Genomic DNA, 18,652 nt, shown 5'->3' with positions numbered 1-18,652 from the left:
TCAAATTTTCCCGATCTTCAGGATTATTTTTTTGTTTATTCCAAATAATAGAACTTATGGATGTTGACTTTTTATCTACGGTTTATTAGCATATTTAATGATGAAAATAACCAATTAATGGTTACATTGCCATATATGTATTTATTACTGGAATATTACTGAAAAAAATTAAATTAATAACAAAATGGCCTGGGTAATCGATGTTATTTAATAGGAAAGCGAAAAAATATAAGGTCATGAGATGGGACGAATAAAGAATCGATATGAAGGAGCGAAAATAATGAAATTTATGGATGAAGAAGTTATTGAGATGACGAAACATGCAAGGCAGAAAAAGCGAATGGAGAACATCGAAAACCAATTATTACATACTGATATCGTGCAAGCGATTAAAGATGGTCAGCTCATGATTGAAGATGAAACGATTGCGTTCAAAGAAATAAGTTTTTATGAGGGGCAAATCCGGATGTGTATGCCTGCAACATTTGACGTGATGGAGCCTGAATTAATGGATATCAAATATCCATCCAGTCGTAGACCCGATTATATTTATACAAGCGAAAGTACGTCCATCAATGTCACGCTGAAAATTATGGAACAACAGGTAAAAGAAGAGGAATTAGAAGACTTCACAGAGACTATGAGGAATATCCTTCAAAAAACGCAGCCAACTACAAAAATGTTGGATATCGGCATGAACGAAGTTAACGGTTTACAAATTGGGTACTTTGATTTCATTTCTCCAGCGCTAGATAACAAGATTTATAATTTAATGTTTTTGTTTATAGTGGGCGAGAATGTGACGATGGGCTCGGTTAATTGTTTGAAAAAAGAGATGGATATTTGGAAACCAATTGCTTATGGCATGATGGAATCTATCTTTGTTGAAAACAAATTATTAGATGGGGAAGGTGTTGTCGAATGAATAAGGAAACAGCCTTGACGTATAAAGATATCATCGTGATGCCCTATAATATTCGCGTCAATCAAATCGAAATTACGCAACAAATGAATGAGCATGCTACATTGCATTTAACAGGCGTGATTCCAGATGAATTCGAAGATTCCTATGTATATATGACCGATGCAGAAACGGCTATTGAAGTCGTGCAAATCGGTAGTGGTGGACAAACTATTCCTATTTTTAATGGGTTGGCTTTAGATGTACAAGTGAAATCGGTTTTGGGTACCTATTATTTGGAGGTTAAAGCTGTTTCGCATACGTATGTGTTAGATGTGAAGAAGATAAACCAAACCTATCAAAATGCGAGTATGCCCTATAGTGAATTAATAAATGAATGTATTGCCGATCAAAAAGGTGCAGATTTCATGGATTATGCCTCAAAGGGCGCAACTATTGGACGCTTTACGATGCAATATATAGAGACAGATTGGGAGTTTCTTAAACGAATGGCATCGCGATTCCATACAGGTCTGGTGCCAGATACGGTTCACCCAGCTGCAAAGTTTTACTTCGGCGTACCGTTTCAAGCTGGGGGCACGCAAAAAATGGAGGCTATCAATTATCGAGTTAAAAAGGCGATCGGCAATTTCCTTGTGTCCAGTAAAAATCATCTCGACGGTATTACCGATAGTGACTATATGTACTATGAAGTAGAATCGTTCCAACCATTCAAAATAGGCAATGAAGTGACATTCCAATCAAAAAAATTGTATGTCTATAAAATCTACTCAACTTTAAAAGATGGCTTGTTCAAGCACATCTACACGTTAACACCTCAGAACGGCTTCAGTGTCCACACTACTTATAATCAAGCTATTATTGGCGCCTCTATTCAAGGCAAAGTAATCGATGTTGCGGGGGATAAAATTCGTATTCATGTCGATTTCGACGAGGGTCAAGATAAAGATACAGCGTATTGGTTTCCATATTCAACAATCTATGCATCAGAAGATAATACAGGCTGGTACTTCATGCCGGAGCTTTCTGATAATGTGAGAATCTATTTCCCAGGCAATCGTGAGGATGAAGGGATTGCGATTAGTTCCGTATCAAAAGCACCACCACAATCTAGTTCGATGTTAGCAGCAACGAATCCGCCTAGTCCAGGAGGCGGTGGAAGTGCTAGTGGCGGAGGTGGCGGCGGGTCAAGACCTGCACCACCCGAGGATAGTCGCCAAGACCCAGCGCGGATGGCCGATCCAGATGTCAAAACACTCAGAACGAAGCACGGCAAACAAATTCTACTTGCACCGGATCGGATTGTCATATCTGGTGGAGGATTAATGATTTCGCTTATGGATGATAATGGAATCTCCATCATAAGTGATAAAAATATTACTTTACAAGCTACAGATAAAGTCGCCATCAATGCGAAGCAAATTATGATTAATGCGAGCGAGAAAATAGAGATGATTTGTAAAGATAGTTCAATCAAAATGGAAGACAAAATGGAGATCAAAGGAACAGAAGTACGAGCAAATTAGTGAGGATGTGGACGCATGAAACGAGAAGAAGCATTACAGCATTTTATGGATGAATGCGTGTCAGTTCATATCAGCCGATTACAAGAGAAGGTTGATCGCCAGTTTCGCCAAGAGAAGGAAATCTTATTAAAACCAATCATTAACTCACTTGAACAGCTGTTTGTAAATATTAGAGAGCAGCAAGAGCAGGGAAGGTTGGCGCCAGTTGCCTTTATTCATCTATCATTGCTGCGAACATCATTACTAGATAATAAGTGTACGTATTTGCTAGAAGCCTACGGAGAAAAATGGTACTACGACTGGGGAGAATGCACGGCACAGTATGAAGCAGAATGGCTTAGTGAGGCGATTATTGATTTACACAAAACGCTTGAAAAAGAAAGAAAGCCATATCTCGCTATCCAAGCAACTGACGTTCGAGGAATCATTCAACAGACTGTGATTCTGTTTCATCAGTATATCATTCAATTGGTACGCTATCTCTTCCGCTATCAACAAGACAGCGTACCTGAAATAGATTTCCAACGAGCTGTGTGCTTGCGATTTCGTGTTGGGGAATATAAAGGATTTAGTGAAGATGTTGGGGTCATCGATGACCGGGAACGGGTGGAAGAAAATCTTCTCTCATGGTTAGAGAAAAACGAAACGGATAAATCGTATACGTTTGAAAACTTCACGAGCCTACCATTACAGCAAAAACATTTCGATCAAATGGACTTTTCTTATGCGAATTTCAATGGCAGTGACTTAGAAGGGGCTTCATTGAAACAAAGTGTTTGCATCGGTACTAGTTTTGTAGATTGTAGCTTAGCGAATATTGATTTTTCATATGCAGCCATTCAAGATGCTGATTTTCGTAATGCCAATTTAGCAGGCGCTAATTTTACGCATGCACAGGGAAAAACACTGATGCTTCCCGATGACGAAGTTGCGTGTTACTTAGGCACTGATTTCAGTCATGCGAATTTGGAGAATGCAAAATTTGAGTTTGCGCAGATTGCAGGCGCCAATTTTACAGGTGCCAATTTAAAAGGAGCTACTTTCTTTAAACGTGATCAAGAGAAGTGTCTATTTAGCCCAGATCAGATAAAAGACATTCATTGGATTCATTAACTTTGCAATCGCATAAATGATAGTTACAGGAGGAAAAGATGGAGTATTTTATTTTACGGCAAGATCAAAGCATTACAAATCCAATCATTCCTTTCAAGACAGACCTCGATGATAACTTTGTCTGTTCATCTGTATTCGGGGAAGTAATAGAAAAAGAGAATGCGATATATCTGGATTATTTAGAGAAGCCTCGAAGAATCGTGTCGGATGATTTGAAAGGATTGCTTGTGAAATACGAGGATAACTTAGAATTTACAGCCATTGTCTTTACGGATGTGAAGAAAGGAACACAGCGCGTACATTGGCTTATGGATATTGTGAAGAAGAACTGTATTTCCGATGAGACGATTTATTATCCAGACGGACAAATAAAGGAGCTCGTAATTGACCCGAAGAAGGTGGAACTAGATTGTATTTTTCAAGTCGACGGTAAAAAGGAATCGTTCACCATCGTCAATTTAGATGTGGCAGAAAGTATGCTACGACGACCATATCTCGGAATTCAGTTGCAGCGAGTAAAACTACAAAGTCGATAGATCATTCCAAAACACTGTCGTAGTTTGAAACAGTGTTCAATCGATACGAAAGGAAGGATATCCAATGGCTCAAGTTGTAGAAAGTTTGGAAACAGAAGGTTCGGAACAGGAGCAATTTAGTTATGTCGTACATGGCGCCATCATTTCCTGTGAGCATGGTAGCCATCTCAATTATTTAAATTTGCCGCAAGATCATGGCGTTTATATTAAAGAGAAAGCCGTTATGAATGTAGGGGATCGAAACCCAGAAAACATTCCAACCTTTGGTGTTTGCCTAAAGTTAGAAAAACCGTGTACACCAACATGCTCTATTGATTGGATGGAAGGGATGGAAAATGTCAATATCGAGGGGAAGCAAGCGTTATTAAGCCGCTGCCATACCCAATGCTCAGCAGGTGGAGGCAAAATCGAAATTATTCATGACGGGCAAGAGGAAGTAGAAATACCGATACAAGGTTTTTAAAAGACGAGGTTGATGGAAAGGAGGTAAGTAATGAAATCGCTAGAAGAAAAGGAAGTACACATGATTAGTACGTATGAGGATCTTGTGCTCGAATGGAATTATCCGCTTATTCATTTAGATAAATTAACGATCAAACATAAGGGCAATGACCATGCGAGATTGTACTTTACGGGAATGATCGCTGAAGAGCAGGCGCAAAAGTATATTCAGCGGGTTAATCACACTGATGAAGTAGTTGTGAAATTTGGACGAGACAGTGCCGTATTGTTCTCAGGAAGAATAGAAAACGCAGAGTTGCAGGCAGCCCAAGGGGTGCACTATGTCTCCGTTGAGGCTGTATCATTTACAGCAAATATGGATATTGCGAAGCGCTCACGTTCTTTTCAAGATGCCAATATGACGTATGTGCAGTTAATAAATAACATCGTGAAAGCCTATCCTAATGGGGATTACATCGACCAAGCTTCTAACGGTCAAGCCATCGGTAGTATTGCGATCCAATACTTAGAAACAGATTGGGAATTCATTAAAAGAATGGCCTCCCGTTTGCACGCCGTTGTTTTCCCTGATTTAAAAGGAAAGGGTGCTCGATTTTGGCTCGGTACACCCCAAAGTAGGAAAAGCATAACGATCGACCATCTGCCTTCTATAGTACGTATGGACGTCGATGCGTATCGGCTGATTACAGAAAACGATGGGACGGATGTGAGTGAAGCCGATTATACATTTTGCGAGTTTGAAAGCACGGAACCCCATGAGTTGGGCACGTTGGTGCAATTCAAGGGAAGTTCCTATGTCGTAACGGCTAGGGAAACCCTTCTTGATGGGGGTGTGCTGAAGTTTCAATATACTGCCCAACCAGAGAAAAGTATTCGTCAGCGATTAGTACGCAATTTAGATCTCATTGGTGCAGCGTTTACAGGAAAGATCATTGATGTTACGCAAAACACCGTTAAAATTCATTTAGATATAGATAAAAGCCAGGATCAAGGAAAAGCACATTGGTTTGCCTATTCTGCAGATGCCAATGGCGTTATGTATTTAATGCCCCAAATAGGTGCACGTGCCCAATTACATTTTCCAAGTGCGGTTGAAGAAGAAGCCATCGTTATTAGCTCGGTGCGTGTTAATCCAGCCACACCAGAGGGTGGGCAAAAGCAGGCGAAGAAAATGGCGGATACAACCGTTAAATCATTGGCGACCAATGTTGGGAAAGATGTGACATTAGGCGTTGGTGATATTTCCTTTAGCGCAGTAGATGGCGTCTTGGACTTAAAGATGGATGATGGAGATGGCGTAACATTTCAAAGTAACAGTACCATCATGCTAGCAGCCGATGAAACACTCGAAATAAGTGGGATGAAAGAGTTAGCCGTAGAGGCGGAAGAATGGATCGCGATATCAGCGAAGGAACAAAGCCACGTGATTATGGCCGCTGACACCCAATTAATTAGTACGCTCATTGAGCAAGAAGGTATAGAAAAGCAGAGTCAACCACCGAAGTTAAATGAAGAAGCCATCGAAGCTATGAGTAAAGTTGACTTAATTTTCCCGCAAAAGGCAGAAGAGAAGAAAGAGAAGAAAGGCTGGTTTAGTAGTTTATTAGATGGAGTAAGTACAGCGCTAGATATCGCTGGGTTTATTCCTGTCATCGGTACATTTGCAGATATTGCGAATGCAGGAATTAGCTTGGCAAGAGGGAATTACATGGATGCAGCCATGAACTTAGTAGGTGCGGTCCCGTTAGTTGGTGATGCCGCCAAAGCTGCCTACAAGGTCAAAAAAGGGGCAAAACTCTTAGATAAAGCTGGTGATGTTGCAAAAGGAGCAGATAAGGTAATAGATGCTTCAAAAGCTGTAGCAAAAGGGATGAAGGCAGCTTATCCGAAAATATCTAAAACGTTAGATGCAGTAAAGGGACTAGCGGAACTAGCCAACAAAGGATCTAAGGCCGTGAAGACAGCAGCAGATAAAGTCATCTCATCGATGGATGAATTGCTCGCTGTGTCGAAGGCAGTAGACGGAATGAAAGCTGTGGCAAAAGCCGGGCTAACGAAATTTAATCATGGGGTCTTAAAGAAATTTAATTGTACACAAGGGTTAAGTAAAAAATTCTGTAAAAGAGGATTTGAGCCTGTTGATTTAATTACAGGGCGTATGATTTATGAAGGCATCGACTTTGAACTACCTGGACCGATCCCCCTTTCATGGGAACGCGCTTGGTACAGTGATAGTAGTCGCATTGGCTTAACAGGTCATGGTATGCACTTTACATACGATCTAGCCTTAGAGATTTTTGAAGAAGATGACCTGATTGGGATTGTAGTAACGGATGGTCGCGCAGTAGGATTTCCAATTTTACCAATAAACTTGCCGTATTTTAACAAACGAGAAAGAATGACTTTAACCAATACAGGCGAGGAGTATCATCTGTTTGAGCATGATACACGATTGATTTATGTATTTGAACAAACAACAAAGACGAAATACCGATTAAAAGAAGTAAGAAATGAGCAAGCCCATCATATTCAATTTGCGTATAACCTTAAAGGCTTCCTATCTCAAGTAACGGACAGTGTGGGAAGAGTGCTTGAGGTTACTACTAATGAAGCAGGCAGAATGACAGAAGTCGCATTACGCAACCAAATGAGTCGTGAAGTCTTAGTCCGCTATGATTACAATGATGGACAAGATTTAATCGAAATCCAAGATGCGTTAGGACAAAGTACGCATATTAAATATGTGAATCACTTAATGATGCAAAAAACAGATCGTAATAAAAATAGCTTCTTCTGGCGCTACGATGGTCCAACTACAGGTGCACGAGTCATCAAAACATGGGGAGATGGCAATGTCCTTGCAGGGGAGCTTGCATATCACGATGGCTATAATGAAATTACGGATAGCTTAGGCCATAATAGTTATTATTATTTTAATGAAGATAATCTCTGTACGAAAATTGTTCATCCAGATGGTAGTGAAGTTAGCTATGAATATAATGGGGACTTTGAATTACTGCAAGAAGTAGATGAAGATGGTCGTGTGACGGCTTATAGCTTTGATGAGTGGGCAAATCCAGTGACGATTAATCTTGCAGATGGCAGTACCTTCTCCTCTCAGTATGATGAGAGGGATAGGCTGATTCAGGCTGTTAACGCAGAGGGGGGAAGTCGTCAATGGATCTATAATGAAGACAGTACATTACAGGCAAATGTTTTAGAAGATGGCACAAAGACTGAATTTTCCTATAATGAGAAATGTTTAATCGAAACGGTGACAAATACGCAAGGCCATATGGTAAGCTTAGCTTATGATGCTGATTTGAACTTAAGTCGAGTGACATTGCCAGACGGGACGAGTTCAACCTGGACATATGACCGTCGTGGGAATTGTACAGCAACGACAAATCCCTTGGGGGCAACAGAGAAATTCCATTACGATAATTTGAATCGCCTTGTACGAGCAAATCTTTCAGATGGTAACGACGTTCAATTAAAGTACGATGCCTATGAAGATATTGTTTTTGCGAAAGATAACCATACGCAAGTAGCCTTTGATTACACCATTCTTGGCAGTTTGGTGTCTCGAGAACAAGGTGGGAAGAAAGTACAATTCACCTATGATACAGAGGAGCAGTTAACCGCTGTCATCAATGAAAAAGGCGAAGCGTATCAGTTTGAACGTGATGAAAAAGGGAATATCATCAAGGAAATCGGCTTTGATGAGATAGAAAGAACGTATGAGCGAAGTCTGGCAGGATTGGTTCAGCGAATTCAACGTCCAGGTAATCGTTGGACAGCGTACCAGCATGATGGTCTAGGGAATATTATTCGAGCTGATTATTATGATGACACTTGGGAAACGTTTGGTTATGACAAGAATGGCTTGTTAATGGAGACTGAGAATGAGCATGTGACCGTAAAGCTGGAACGAGACCCGTCAGGGCAAGTGATTAAGGAGTGGCAGAATGACCATTGGATTGCTAGTAGTTATGATGAATTAGGCAACCGTTCACAGATTACGAGTAGCTTAGGTGCCAAAATTGATGTTGCTCATAATGAAATGGGTAATGTGTCGCAAATCACGGCTTCTCGCTTAGAGCAAAAAAACTGGACAGCATCAATGCAATATAATGAACTTGGTCAAGAGATTGAAAGAATATTACCAGGGGATGTCATTAGCAAATGGCAGTATGATACGACGGGGAGACCAACACACCACCGAATAAGTAGTCAAAATCGTGACACACGAAGACGCGTTTATAATTGGGACGTCAATCATCGATTACGAAGCATGATGAACGAGTTAACGGGTGTAAAAGTTACTTATGGTTATGATGAAATCAGTAACCTAGTTTGGTCCAATCAAGGCGGTCAATTTGATTTCTTACACCGCAGTGTTGACGATGTCGGGAATTTGTATGAAACAAAAGAAAAGACAGACCGTGTCTATGGTGCCGGAAGCAGATTGCTTGAAACGAGAGAGGCAACCTTCTCTTATGATGATGAAGGTAATCTGATTCAGAAAACTGAGAAGAATGGTGATACGTGGAAATTCGAATATAATGGCAATGGCATGATGTCGAAAGTTGTATGCTATTCACAGAACCAATCAGTTTTAAAAGAAGTTACTTTTAAATACGACTCATTAGGCAGACGAATAGAAAAGCGTTCCGATGAAAAAACAACGAGATTTGTCTGGGATGGTAATACGATTCTGCATGAGTATTCTTTCCAGAATAATTCAGGTAAACTAGAGAACCTAGTTGAGAGTTCTTCACAAAGCAAATTCGAAATTCCAGATAATCTGGTCACATGGGTATTTAATGATGGGTTCATACCATCAGCTAAAATTACAAATGAAGGTAACTTTAGTATCATAACAGATTACCTAGGTACTCCAGTTGAAGCTTACAACGAAATTGGAGACAAAGTCTGGTCAGCAGAGCTTGATATTTATGGTAGAGTTAAAGAGTTTACAGGAGAAAAGGATTTTATACCGTTTAGGTTTCAAGGACAATTTGAAGATATAGAAACAGGATTATATTATAATAGATTTAGGTATTATTCACCTCAAATGGGGATTTATATACAAATAGACCCGATTGGCTTGGCTGGCGGTATGGCTCTTTACAGCTATGTGAAAGATACAAATAGCTGGATAGATGTGCTAGGTTTGCATGGGAATTCACTTACTAACACAGCTAATAGTGCTCTATATCAAATAGATATAAACGGAAAAACATTCAAATATGGAATTGGAAATGAAAATCAAAATCGGGTAACTAAAAACCCAATTAAAGTAGTATCACCAAACGGTACTACAAATGTAATCCCTAAAGGTACATCAACTCGTTTAGCAAGCCAACTAAGAAAAGCATATTCCAATTTCGATGATGTAAAGTTTAGTCAAGAACATTTTAGGAATATAACAACTGCAGAAATGCGTAGATTAGAAACTGATAAAATCACAGCACATTTAGATAAGCATGGAAAAGTTCCTGCTGGAAATTTAGGACATAAACACCTTGGTCCTGTTGATGATTATCTGAATGGTGTGAACGATTTAAAGAAGCTAAAAATGAAAAACAATACTCCATGCTCAAAAATATGAGTGAGTAACCCTATTTACAGAAAGGAAAAAAATATGACATATAAAATTAGTAGGCTTTTTAGCCATGAGCCGAATGAACTGCTCGCTAGACCAAGGGTATCGTATAAAATTAGTGAGTATGTTTTCGATTATATAAGAGAAAACATTCTCATTCCCAATAAACTTTTGAAGGATGATAAAATTGATTATAGTTTCACACTTAGTTTTGTAGTATTCGACTCAGAGTTACATAAATTTTTTTATGAAACTCCGTTTAATACAGAAGAAAATAAATTTCGACCAGATACAAAACCCAAAATAATTAATGGGGTAAAGGAAGTTTCTATTAGAGTTGTTTCTAAGAAAATATCTGCGATAATACTTCCATCAGATTATGCAGATATAGTCTATGATATGTTCGGTTCTTTTTTAGTGGCTAGTTTTTCAAAAAAAGTAACTAAGGAAAAACTGGATGAGTTGAAAAAGGGGTTAAACTATACTTATATCAATAGTATTCCCTTTCCCGCACCCTTTGAAGAACAAAAGTATAATGCCGATAGCAGTAGTTATCACAAATCAGTAGATTTTAAAGCTATTACAGAGGAAATAATAATAAAGGATGTTTACAAAAAGCACTTTGGTTTTTGATTATCTGGTATTCTCCCCATGAAGTTGACAGATGAAATAAAGTAACTAGGATATATTTTTTCAATTCCAAAGTTATCTCCTAATAAGGATTCCATGCTTGTATTTCGTCTAGTTATCAAACAAAGAGTTGATGAAGTTCCAAATGAATTAAAAAAGGAAATAATAAATGTAATGAGGAAATTTCTTGAGAAAGAAAATATAGTTGTAGCTACTCACAATCGATTTCTTGAATTTTATCGAGCAATTGAGCAATAGTACAGAAGATTTAAAACATGATTGTACAAATAAAAATGAATTGAAAAAGTAAGAAAGTAGATTAGGTTAAAATTATCTTTAAAAAACACACATAAACGAAGGCATAGAAGCCTGCTTTATGTGTGTTTTTGTTAGAAATGGAATTGTTTTATCCTTTCCATTTTATCCTTTCCATTTTGTCCTTGCTATGATGTCTAAGCAACAAAATGATGATGATGTTAGAGGTAGAATAGGTGGTAATCCTCCAAAATTGATTGAAGACCAAATACCTGATGATTACAGGTTTTATGCAACTCTAGTTCACCCAGAAAAAGAGGATATTATGCTTTCTATTATTATGCATAAGAATTTTGATACTTTATTGGAAAATAATGTTTATCCTTCAATTGAAGTAAGGGTTATAGAGCATAAATACTCCGAAATTGGAAGCAATACTGATAAAAGTATTTTAGATTTAGGTATGAACTCAATAAGCGATTATTCGGAAAATCATGGGAATAATTTTTTGTTTATTAAAGTTTTGGGAGAACCACGTCTTATTCAACCCAAAAGTTATTATTATGAAGAGTTGGAAAATGATAATTATTCCTTTTTTCTGCAAATAGAGGAAGAAGGCTATAGTGATAATATGGATTATGTGTTTATGTACGGTGCATTATATCTATATAGGCATAATGAAACAGGAGAGGTCATTGCTGGTTTCTTGCAATGCTCTTGAAAAACCTAGCTATTAGAGTGTAAAATGCGCACCTGCCGGTTACTTTATTCCAATGCGATTGTGCAAATTGAGTAAAGTAACCCTTTTTTCATTGATTGTGTGATTTTTGGCAAAGACCATTGTATTTTCTTCAGGAGAAATAGCTGAAAACATCCATTATTGAAAACCTTGTCATGGGTTTATGATGACAAGATTTTTACGCCTTCCGCTAAAATAATGGGTACAGACAACTATAGTATTGTTAGTGACTATCTAGGAACGCCTTTAGAAGCCTTTAATGAAGCTGGAGTTAAAAAATGGTCAATTGAACTCGATATTTATGAAAGAGTAAAGGAACAATCTGTATGAAACGAAAGAAAAAAAGAAAAACGAAGAGGAGCTGTCAACCCACAGCCCCTAAGTATTTTTATGTGATTTATTGAGAAGTCAGTTGATTGTCACCTAACCTTGCATTTTTAGATTCCTTTTTAATACCTAAATAAGTGAATGACCTCCAAACATATTCAAGTGGCCCGAAGCGGAATTTGGATAACCAAAGCTTACTAAAAATTACTTGGAAAATAAAAATGACAATGGCAATGATGATGGCTGTCGTTAAGTGGAGTTTTCCGTATACGCCAAATGCAAATGGTCCAAATAACAATGTACAAATGATAGATTGGCCGATATAGTTTGTGAATGCCATTTTTCCAGGGAACGCTAACCACTGTAAAGCTTTCTTTCCTTTCACCGTGTGATAAATAAAGATCAAGCTAATAGCATAAAAGATGGTTAGGAGTGGTGAGCTAATATATTGAACAGCAGAAAAGTTTTCTGAAAAGAAAGGTATGATCCAGCACAATGTTCCACCAAAAATAAATGTAAGCAACCACGTAATGAAAAAGCCTTTTCGATATTCTTCAAAACGGTGAAGCCATTTTTTCTTCGCAACAGCTGCTCCGAATAAGAACATTAGTAAGTACGGAAGATTTGTAAATAAATAAAGTATAGGGTTGCCTAGAGAAAGAACATATAATCCATTACGCATTGTATAATAAGTTCTTTCCATAAAATTAGCATTCATTAATTCTTGAATACTTCCATTTTGATGGGCATCTATCGTAAATTGCATAAGCTGACGACTTTCCTCTGACATTGTCATTGACATCATCGTAGAATCGGAGGATAGAGCTCCTAACGTAAATAATCCAAAATATAAGCTATATAAAGTTACGCTAATGATTAACATAACATTAGGTTTTAACTTATGCATGAAAAGGAGTAATAACCCTAAGATTGCATAATCTGTTAAAATATCTCCGAACCAAATGAAATAAGCATGGATACAACCAAAAATAAAGAGCGCAATAAGTCGTCTAAAATAAATTCCCCAGAAGTTTAGTTGCTTTGCGGCTGCTCTTTCCTGCATAATGACCATTCCAAAACCGAACAACATAGAGAACAGCATGACAAATTTTCCATCGACAAACATAGTAATAATAGTATGAACGGTATAATCGGCTTGATTCCAAAAAGAAGTCCATTCATTTTTAAAACTTAGATCTTCCTGCATATAGGCCGGATAAAGGAACCAAACAATATTGGCTAATATGATTCCTAATAATGCGAACCCCCTCAATACATCAAGTGTTTCAATCCGCTCTTTGGCAGAGATGGGTGAAAGCTTTTGCTTCATATAATCATCCTTTTCCTTGTTATTTTGTTCTTTCAACAAATGGCTATTGTTGAAAAAACCTTTGTTAATGAAACTATAAATAATAAATATCAAGATTTTATAAGGAAATTTAAGGTATTGTAATTTATAAATCGAAAAGTTGGGGAGAGAAATTTAGGAATTTTAGGTAATTTCCTAAAAAGCCGTTTCCCTTCACTAAAGATATTTATAAAACATTGGCATATTCCAACTTTACTATTTGAATGGTAAAAAATTTACAATAGCGTTATAACGAAGTATTGCGAAAATTAGTACATTATGTGAAAATGCTGCGTAATCTATCATTTTTCAGCAATTAATAGAAAATATTGTTGAATGTATGTAAAATAATGGTACAATGAAATTGTAGTTACATTAATAGTTATTAATTCCTTGGAAAAGAATTAGTAAGAGAAGTTTGAATATAATCAATACTTTAAATAATGTAACTGTGTGTAAAAGGTATAAAAAACTAATGAAATGAGGAGATTTTATGATTAAAATGATTCAATTTTTAGAGCAAAATCCGTCGATGGTAACTTTGTTAAAAGAAAAAAAAGCTTCTCTAGTTGGTGTTACTGAGCTTGAGCAGAAGGCAATTTTAGACTCGTTTGATGAAGAGCTGCGCCCAGAGTGGGGTCTTTGGAACTGAGTTTTTTTAAAAATAATTGGTTTTGTAGTGCTATAAGTATCTATTTAATAATAGGTGTCTATTTATTATTTATTACTTATGGCACTTCTTTTTTAGGCATAAAAATAAAACAAGAAGACGGGCATTGGATTGTTACAGATTCATATTATAAAGATTGGGCAAGGAAGCAAAAAATATCGCCTGGAGATATTGTGCTAAAAATAGATGGAAGCTCTATTAATGATATTCAGATCATACAATATGATTTTATTATTCGTTCAGCAAAGGATTTAACAATTTTGAAACCTAATGGTGATGAAGTACATGTACAAATAAAAGCATTCGATATTCCCCAACAATTTTATTATGTATTCGTTGTACCTACTGTATATTATTTCCTATCGTTAATACTTTCTATATATTTGCATATTAAACAGAAGGAAACACCGCTATTAAATCTATTAATTCTATTTATCTTAACAGTGTCATTAGCATATGTAAGTATAGGTGCGTCTGGGATATTAAATAATGTAGGGATCATTGTAAATCGTAGTAGTATGTTGCTATGTCCTGTACTTTTAATACATTTTTTAAGGCTTTATTTTGATTTTTTAAAGATAAAATGGTTGTTTATAAAAAACATAAAGATACTATATATACTCCCTCTTTCGGTAGTATTTTTAAGCATTTATGGTATTAGAAATAACGCCATTCATGTTGTCCTTTCATATGTAATCTTAGGAGCATTTTTCTTATTACTTAGTATCATCCTTTGGATTATGATTTCGGGGTATTTTAAATATAAAGTACCACAATTAAAAATATTATTGAGCAGTATAATCATTCCGTTTATACCTTTTCTTTTTCTATACGCGTTACCAGAAGTTATCTTTCATAAACAAATACTCTCTGCAGATATTTGTTCCCTCTTTTTAGTAATAATACCTTTCAGCTTTATATGTACACAGCTCACTGAACGTATATTTGACATGGAATACTTTATTACCCGTTTACGCTATTACTTTAATTTTTCATTTGTTTTTACGATTTGGTTATTAGTAGGTCTGTATGTAATTACAGATTTGTCTATTTCAAGAATGGCGGAATTATTCTTTTTTGCCTTCTTATCATTAATAGCACTTTTCTATATTAAAGAGAAAATAGATTATCATAAGCGAAAAATTCTTTTTTCAACAAAGGGGGATTATATCCATCGATTGTATACGACAGTTGATAGTATTGGTAGGGTCGTGAAGATTGAAGATTTGCTGGATAAATTTGTTCAAGAAATTGCTTTACACCTTGAGATTAAACATGTTTACGTATTAACCTATGATTTGCAAACACATCAAGTTACTTCCACAAGTACATCAAAAGAATATACTCAAAATCAAATGGACGAAATATTACTTGAGAATCTCCGCATGGGGGATGTAAAGAAAACGGAGCATTTTTATATAGCTTTTATCCACCAAGATGTAAATTATAAAAGAATACTAGTCGTAGACCATAATAAATCGATTTATTTAAAGGATGAGGAGTTATTATGGCTTGAATTATTACTTTTATATGTAAATAATTTTATTGAAAATACGAAAATGGTGGAAGATCTATTAGATCAGTTGAAGCATATGAAAGAGGCTGATAAAAGTCAGCTACCATGGCTCAATAAGCTTCTTTGGCTACGCTTTGAACAAGAAAAATATCAATTAGCGCAAGAGCTTCATGATACGGTTTTACAAGAGCAGTTACATATTGCTCGAGAAATGGATGTATGTATTCATGCGAAGAGGACAACAGATATTCAGGTGAACCTTACTAAGATTCATGATCATATGATTGCATCGTTGAATGATTTAAGAGGCTACTGTGAAAATTTGAAGCCACCATTATTAGATACACTAGGCTTAAATGCTGCGCTTGAAAAGCTTATTCAAAAAGTTCATAAACGTGCGGATTTTGATTTAGTTTACACAATAGATCGTCTCTATTTAGAAGATGAGCGTTTAAACTTAATGATTTATCGGCTTTTTCAAGAGTTGTTAAACAATGCATTAAAACATTCGTATGCCAATACTGTCGAAATTCATTTGATAGAAACAGAAGATGGCTTTGAAATTATTTATTCAGACGATGGTGTAGGATGCAAAATGGATGGCATCATTGTTTCTGATTCAATGGGAATCAGGGGGATGCAAGAGAGGGTACAGGCTTTTAATGGTCAGTTTTCTATCAATACCAATGTAGGAGAAGGAATGTCCATTCGAATTAAAATAAATGAAGGAAATCATACGCATTCCTATGACTACGATACTTATAATAGAAGGTCAACGCTTACTAGAGGATAATATATGAATAGAAAGAAAGATATGAACGATTTTAACACCTCCTAATCTTCTCGTAGAAATTACAGTACGAGTTGGATTGGGAGGTTTTTCATTGAAGTATAAAGAAATCGCAACAAAATGAAGGAAGGGTTTCTACAAAACAACTTCAAAATATGAGGATTTGGCAACTTATCAGGTAAAAAATTTAAAGTATGATTATTTATTCTAGTAAGGAGAGAAACGCACATGCTATTAGAAGAACGGTTAAATAATTGGGTAGATTCTTTTAATCGAAACGGGTATTTGAATGGTACTTTATTAATTGCATCTAATGGGAATATTCTTTTAAACAGAGGGTTTGGTATGGCGAATTGGGAGCATAGCATCCGAAATGTACCAACAACTAAATTTCGTATAGGGTCACTTACGAAAGCATTTACAGCGATGGCTATATTTCAATTGCATGAAAAGCGAAAATTGAATATAGATGATGGCGTAGGAAAATGCAAGATTATTTAAGTAGATAAATAATAATGTTCACAGTGCCTATATGTGTTGACGAAATCACAAAGGAGAAGAGTGATGATAGATATTTTAAAGCTTTTTGCTGCCTTAGCTTCGGGCTACCTTTTAGGTAGCCTAAATACTGCAGTGTTTGTAGGGAAAATATACCGAAAGGACATAAGAAGTCATGGTAGCAAAAATGCTGGGCTTACTAATACTCTAAGAGTACTAGGTAAAACTGCAGCAGGAATTGTTCTTGCGGGAGATATATTAAAAGGAATAATTGCTTGTATTATAGGCCTTTACCTTAGCGTTTACTTTTATTCGGGTGAGGCTAGAGATTGCGTTAGTCTTTTAGCGGCAGGCGCAGGAGCTGTTATAGGGCATAACTGGCCGGTATATTTTAATTTTAAAGGAGGCAAGGGAGCGCTTACGGCAGTTGCCGTGCTATTTATGGTTGACTGGATTATGGGGCTTTTTTGCCTTGTCATTTTTGTGATAATAGTAGCTTTAACACGTTATGTTTCTTTAGGAACGGTATGTGCAACATTGCTCGCAGCGATTTTTTCATTTATTCCTATTTTGGGGCATACCTTTTATTTTAATATATTTACTTCCCTAATGGCGTTTATTGTTATTTTCAAGCATATGGAAAATATACAAAGGCTACTTTCAAAAACCGAAAGTAAACTTCGTTTTTGATTCTGTATGACCTCATAATATTAAAATAGTTATCCATTTGAAACAGGAGGCCTTCTCATGAAAACAAACAAAGCACATATCCTCTCTGACAAAGGCGAAGTTTACGTTAACATTGGAGCAATATTCCGCAATCCAAGAACAAATGAAACAGCAAAATCTTGAAGGTGATGTGCTGTCGCTCTTTAAATTCATAAAAGATGGGATAGAAGGTCGGGAGTATGCAAAGTTTATATTTACCAAAAGCCTATCCGAAGCGCTTGAAATGGTCATGCAATTGGGAGTTAAGTACGGCTTTACACAAGAGGAAATGGCATTTATGGACATTTCGGCTATAGAGCGCCTGTATTCTGGCACCGAAGATGTAAAATTTTTGTTAGAAAAGTCAATAGGCGAAGGGCGTAAAAAGTACGAGCAAACTGTGACATTCGCCTTGCCTTTGCTTATCCTTAACCCAAGCGATATCTCCGATGGCGATTATGTGGCACCCTGAACGGGAAACTCAATTTAACAAAGATGAAGTATACTTTTTCACCCATTTTTTTAAAACAGAGATACTGCTAATCTTATATTTAGCGAGAATCTCCAGTAAAGTTAACCTTTCTTGAAGATAATCTTCTACCGCCGCTAACTTTAATTCTTTGGAATACCTCATCCAAGAAGTTGCTTCGGTAAGTCCCTCTACACCGTGCGCTTCGTATTTAATCTTCCAAATTTGAATAGTTCGCTTATTTACTAAGAATTTTCCACATAATTCTCTGTTAGAATAATAGCCTTCTTTTAATAATTGAAGAACGTTTAATTTCATTTCAATCGTATATTAACTTCGAGCCATAAAAAAACTCCCCTTAGATAAACGAGGGCACTGAAAAACTTACGTTTTCATAAAAGCGAACCTTTCTCAGATAAAAATAAGGCACTTCTTGTTCGATTTTGAACAGGAAGCGCCTTATTTCTGTCTCTATTCCTTATTCATTTTCATTTAGTAGCTTTAATATCCGTTTCAAATTGACAGCGAATATCGT

At 36.5% G+C, this 18,652-nt stretch carries 16 protein-coding genes; 14 read left to right on the top strand and 2 right to left on the bottom strand.

Going from position 1 to position 18,652, the window contains the following annotated elements; genetic code table 11:
* The first annotated feature begins 280 nt into the window (after positions 1-280).
* The 9 genes from ACIPKN_RS11810 (at position 281) to ACIPKN_RS11770 (ending at position 12,121) form a co-directional block, all read left to right on the top strand.
* The gene (locus ACIPKN_RS11810) at positions 281-925 is read left to right on the top strand and encodes a hypothetical protein (protein WP_400936222.1); all 645 of its coding nucleotides are present in this window, start codon (positions 281-283) and stop codon (positions 923-925) included.
* The gene (locus tag ACIPKN_RS11805) at positions 922-2,448 is read left to right on the top strand and encodes a phage baseplate assembly protein V (protein ID WP_400936220.1); all 1,527 of its coding nucleotides are present in this window, start codon (positions 922-924) and stop codon (positions 2,446-2,448) included. Before ACIPKN_RS11810 ends, ACIPKN_RS11805 begins: the two co-directional genes overlap by 4 nt.
* Positions 2,449-2,463: 15 nt before the next feature.
* Positions 2,464-3,561 (top strand): pentapeptide repeat-containing protein, encoded by a 1,098-nt coding sequence (locus tag ACIPKN_RS11800; protein ID WP_400936218.1) that lies wholly within the window; start codon positions 2,464-2,466, stop codon positions 3,559-3,561.
* Positions 3,562-3,599: 38 nt separating this feature from the next.
* Positions 3,600-4,097, top strand: a complete 498-nt coding sequence (locus ACIPKN_RS11795) for a hypothetical protein (protein ID WP_400936216.1) — start codon at positions 3,600-3,602, stop codon at positions 4,095-4,097.
* 64 nt (positions 4,098-4,161) lie between these two features.
* The gene (locus ACIPKN_RS11790; protein WP_400936214.1) at positions 4,162-4,560 is read left to right on the top strand and encodes a DUF4280 domain-containing protein; all 399 of its coding nucleotides are present in this window, start codon (positions 4,162-4,164) and stop codon (positions 4,558-4,560) included.
* A 30-nt stretch (positions 4,561-4,590) separates the two neighbouring features.
* Complete coding sequence (locus tag ACIPKN_RS11785) at positions 4,591-10,173, top strand: RHS repeat-associated core domain-containing protein (protein ID WP_400936212.1); 5,583 nt, start codon at positions 4,591-4,593, stop codon at positions 10,171-10,173.
* Positions 10,174-10,206: 33 nt separating this feature from the next.
* The gene (locus ACIPKN_RS11780) at positions 10,207-10,800 is read left to right on the top strand and encodes a hypothetical protein (protein WP_400936210.1); all 594 of its coding nucleotides are present in this window, start codon (positions 10,207-10,209) and stop codon (positions 10,798-10,800) included.
* Between the two features lie 373 nt (positions 10,801-11,173).
* Positions 11,174-11,773: a hypothetical protein gene (locus ACIPKN_RS11775; protein ID WP_400936208.1), complete on the top strand. Its 600-nt coding sequence runs from the start codon at positions 11,174-11,176 to the stop codon at positions 11,771-11,773.
* Between the two features lie 159 nt (positions 11,774-11,932).
* The gene (locus ACIPKN_RS11770; RefSeq protein WP_400936206.1) at positions 11,933-12,121 is read left to right on the top strand and encodes a hypothetical protein; all 189 of its coding nucleotides are present in this window, start codon (positions 11,933-11,935) and stop codon (positions 12,119-12,121) included.
* A gap of 67 nt (positions 12,122-12,188) precedes the next feature.
* Here ACIPKN_RS11770 and ACIPKN_RS11765 read toward each other — a convergent pair whose 3' ends face one another.
* Positions 12,189-13,448, bottom strand: a complete 1,260-nt coding sequence (locus ACIPKN_RS11765) for a DUF418 domain-containing protein (protein WP_400936204.1) — start codon at positions 13,446-13,448, stop codon at positions 12,189-12,191.
* A gap of 511 nt (positions 13,449-13,959) precedes the next feature.
* Here ACIPKN_RS11765 and comX point away from each other — a divergent pair.
* The 5 genes from comX (at position 13,960) to ACIPKN_RS11740 (ending at position 18,120) form a co-directional block, all read left to right on the top strand.
* Complete coding sequence (gene comX, locus ACIPKN_RS11760; protein ID WP_323655034.1) at positions 13,960-14,118, top strand: competence pheromone ComX; 159 nt, start codon at positions 13,960-13,962, stop codon at positions 14,116-14,118.
* Positions 14,109-16,445 carry an ATP-binding protein gene (locus ACIPKN_RS11755; protein ID WP_400936203.1) on the top strand — a complete coding sequence of 779 codons (2,337 nt, stop codon included), beginning with the start codon at positions 14,109-14,111 and terminating at the stop codon, positions 16,443-16,445. The genes comX and ACIPKN_RS11755 overlap by 10 nt, the downstream gene beginning before the upstream one ends.
* A 225-nt stretch (positions 16,446-16,670) precedes the next feature.
* Positions 16,671-16,943, top strand: coding sequence for a serine hydrolase (locus ACIPKN_RS11750; RefSeq protein ID WP_400936202.1), 273 nt, complete (start codon positions 16,671-16,673; stop codon positions 16,941-16,943).
* Positions 16,944-17,006: 63 nt separating this feature from the next.
* Positions 17,007-17,630: a glycerol-3-phosphate 1-O-acyltransferase PlsY gene (gene plsY, locus ACIPKN_RS11745; protein ID WP_400936201.1), complete on the top strand. Its 624-nt coding sequence runs from the start codon at positions 17,007-17,009 to the stop codon at positions 17,628-17,630.
* A gap of 142 nt (positions 17,631-17,772) precedes the next feature.
* Positions 17,773-18,120 (top strand): hypothetical protein, encoded by a 348-nt coding sequence (locus ACIPKN_RS11740; RefSeq protein ID WP_400936199.1) that lies wholly within the window; start codon positions 17,773-17,775, stop codon positions 18,118-18,120.
* 9 nt (positions 18,121-18,129) lie between these two features.
* On the opposite strand, the gene ACIPKN_RS11735 is transcribed toward ACIPKN_RS11740, so the two are convergent.
* Positions 18,130-18,435 carry a helix-turn-helix domain-containing protein gene (locus ACIPKN_RS11735; RefSeq protein WP_400936197.1) on the bottom strand — a complete coding sequence of 102 codons (306 nt, stop codon included), beginning with the start codon at positions 18,433-18,435 and terminating at the stop codon, positions 18,130-18,132.
* Positions 18,436-18,652: the final 217 nt, after the last annotated feature.

Origin of the sequence: Lysinibacillus sp. NPDC086135, assembly GCF_044746345.1 — a bacterium.
Taxonomy (GTDB): Bacteria; Bacillota; Bacilli; order Bacillales_A; family Planococcaceae; genus Lysinibacillus.
Note: the sequence above shows the minus strand (reverse complement) of the source record. Positions and strands in the feature narration are given on the sequence as shown.

Excerpts from the sequence above, each read along its gene's own strand:
- ACIPKN_RS11810 (WP_400936222.1), top strand. The coding sequence starts at position 281 with ATGAAATTTATGGATGAAGAAGTTATTGAGATGACGAAACATGCAAGG.
- ACIPKN_RS11805 (WP_400936220.1), top strand. The coding sequence starts at position 922 with ATGAATAAGGAAACAGCCTTGACGTATAAAGATATCATCGTGATGCCC.
- ACIPKN_RS11800 (WP_400936218.1), top strand. The coding sequence starts at position 2,464 with ATGAAACGAGAAGAAGCATTACAGCATTTTATGGATGAATGCGTGTCA.
- ACIPKN_RS11795 (WP_400936216.1), top strand. The coding sequence starts at position 3,600 with ATGGAGTATTTTATTTTACGGCAAGATCAAAGCATTACAAATCCAATC.
- ACIPKN_RS11790 (WP_400936214.1), top strand. The coding sequence starts at position 4,162 with ATGGCTCAAGTTGTAGAAAGTTTGGAAACAGAAGGTTCGGAACAGGAG.
- ACIPKN_RS11785 (WP_400936212.1), top strand. The coding sequence starts at position 4,591 with ATGAAATCGCTAGAAGAAAAGGAAGTACACATGATTAGTACGTATGAG.
- ACIPKN_RS11780 (WP_400936210.1), top strand. The coding sequence starts at position 10,207 with ATGACATATAAAATTAGTAGGCTTTTTAGCCATGAGCCGAATGAACTG.
- ACIPKN_RS11775 (WP_400936208.1), top strand. The coding sequence starts at position 11,174 with ATGTGTGTTTTTGTTAGAAATGGAATTGTTTTATCCTTTCCATTTTAT.
- ACIPKN_RS11765 (WP_400936204.1), bottom strand. The coding sequence starts at position 13,448 with ATGAAGCAAAAGCTTTCACCCATCTCTGCCAAAGAGCGGATTGAAACA.
- comX (WP_323655034.1), top strand. The coding sequence starts at position 13,960 with ATGATTAAAATGATTCAATTTTTAGAGCAAAATCCGTCGATGGTAACT.
- ACIPKN_RS11750 (WP_400936202.1), top strand. The coding sequence starts at position 16,671 with ATGCTATTAGAAGAACGGTTAAATAATTGGGTAGATTCTTTTAATCGA.
- plsY (WP_400936201.1), top strand. The coding sequence starts at position 17,007 with ATGATAGATATTTTAAAGCTTTTTGCTGCCTTAGCTTCGGGCTACCTT.
- ACIPKN_RS11740 (WP_400936199.1), top strand. The coding sequence starts at position 17,773 with ATGAAACAGCAAAATCTTGAAGGTGATGTGCTGTCGCTCTTTAAATTC.
- ACIPKN_RS11735 (WP_400936197.1), bottom strand. The coding sequence starts at position 18,435 with ATGAAATTAAACGTTCTTCAATTATTAAAAGAAGGCTATTATTCTAAC.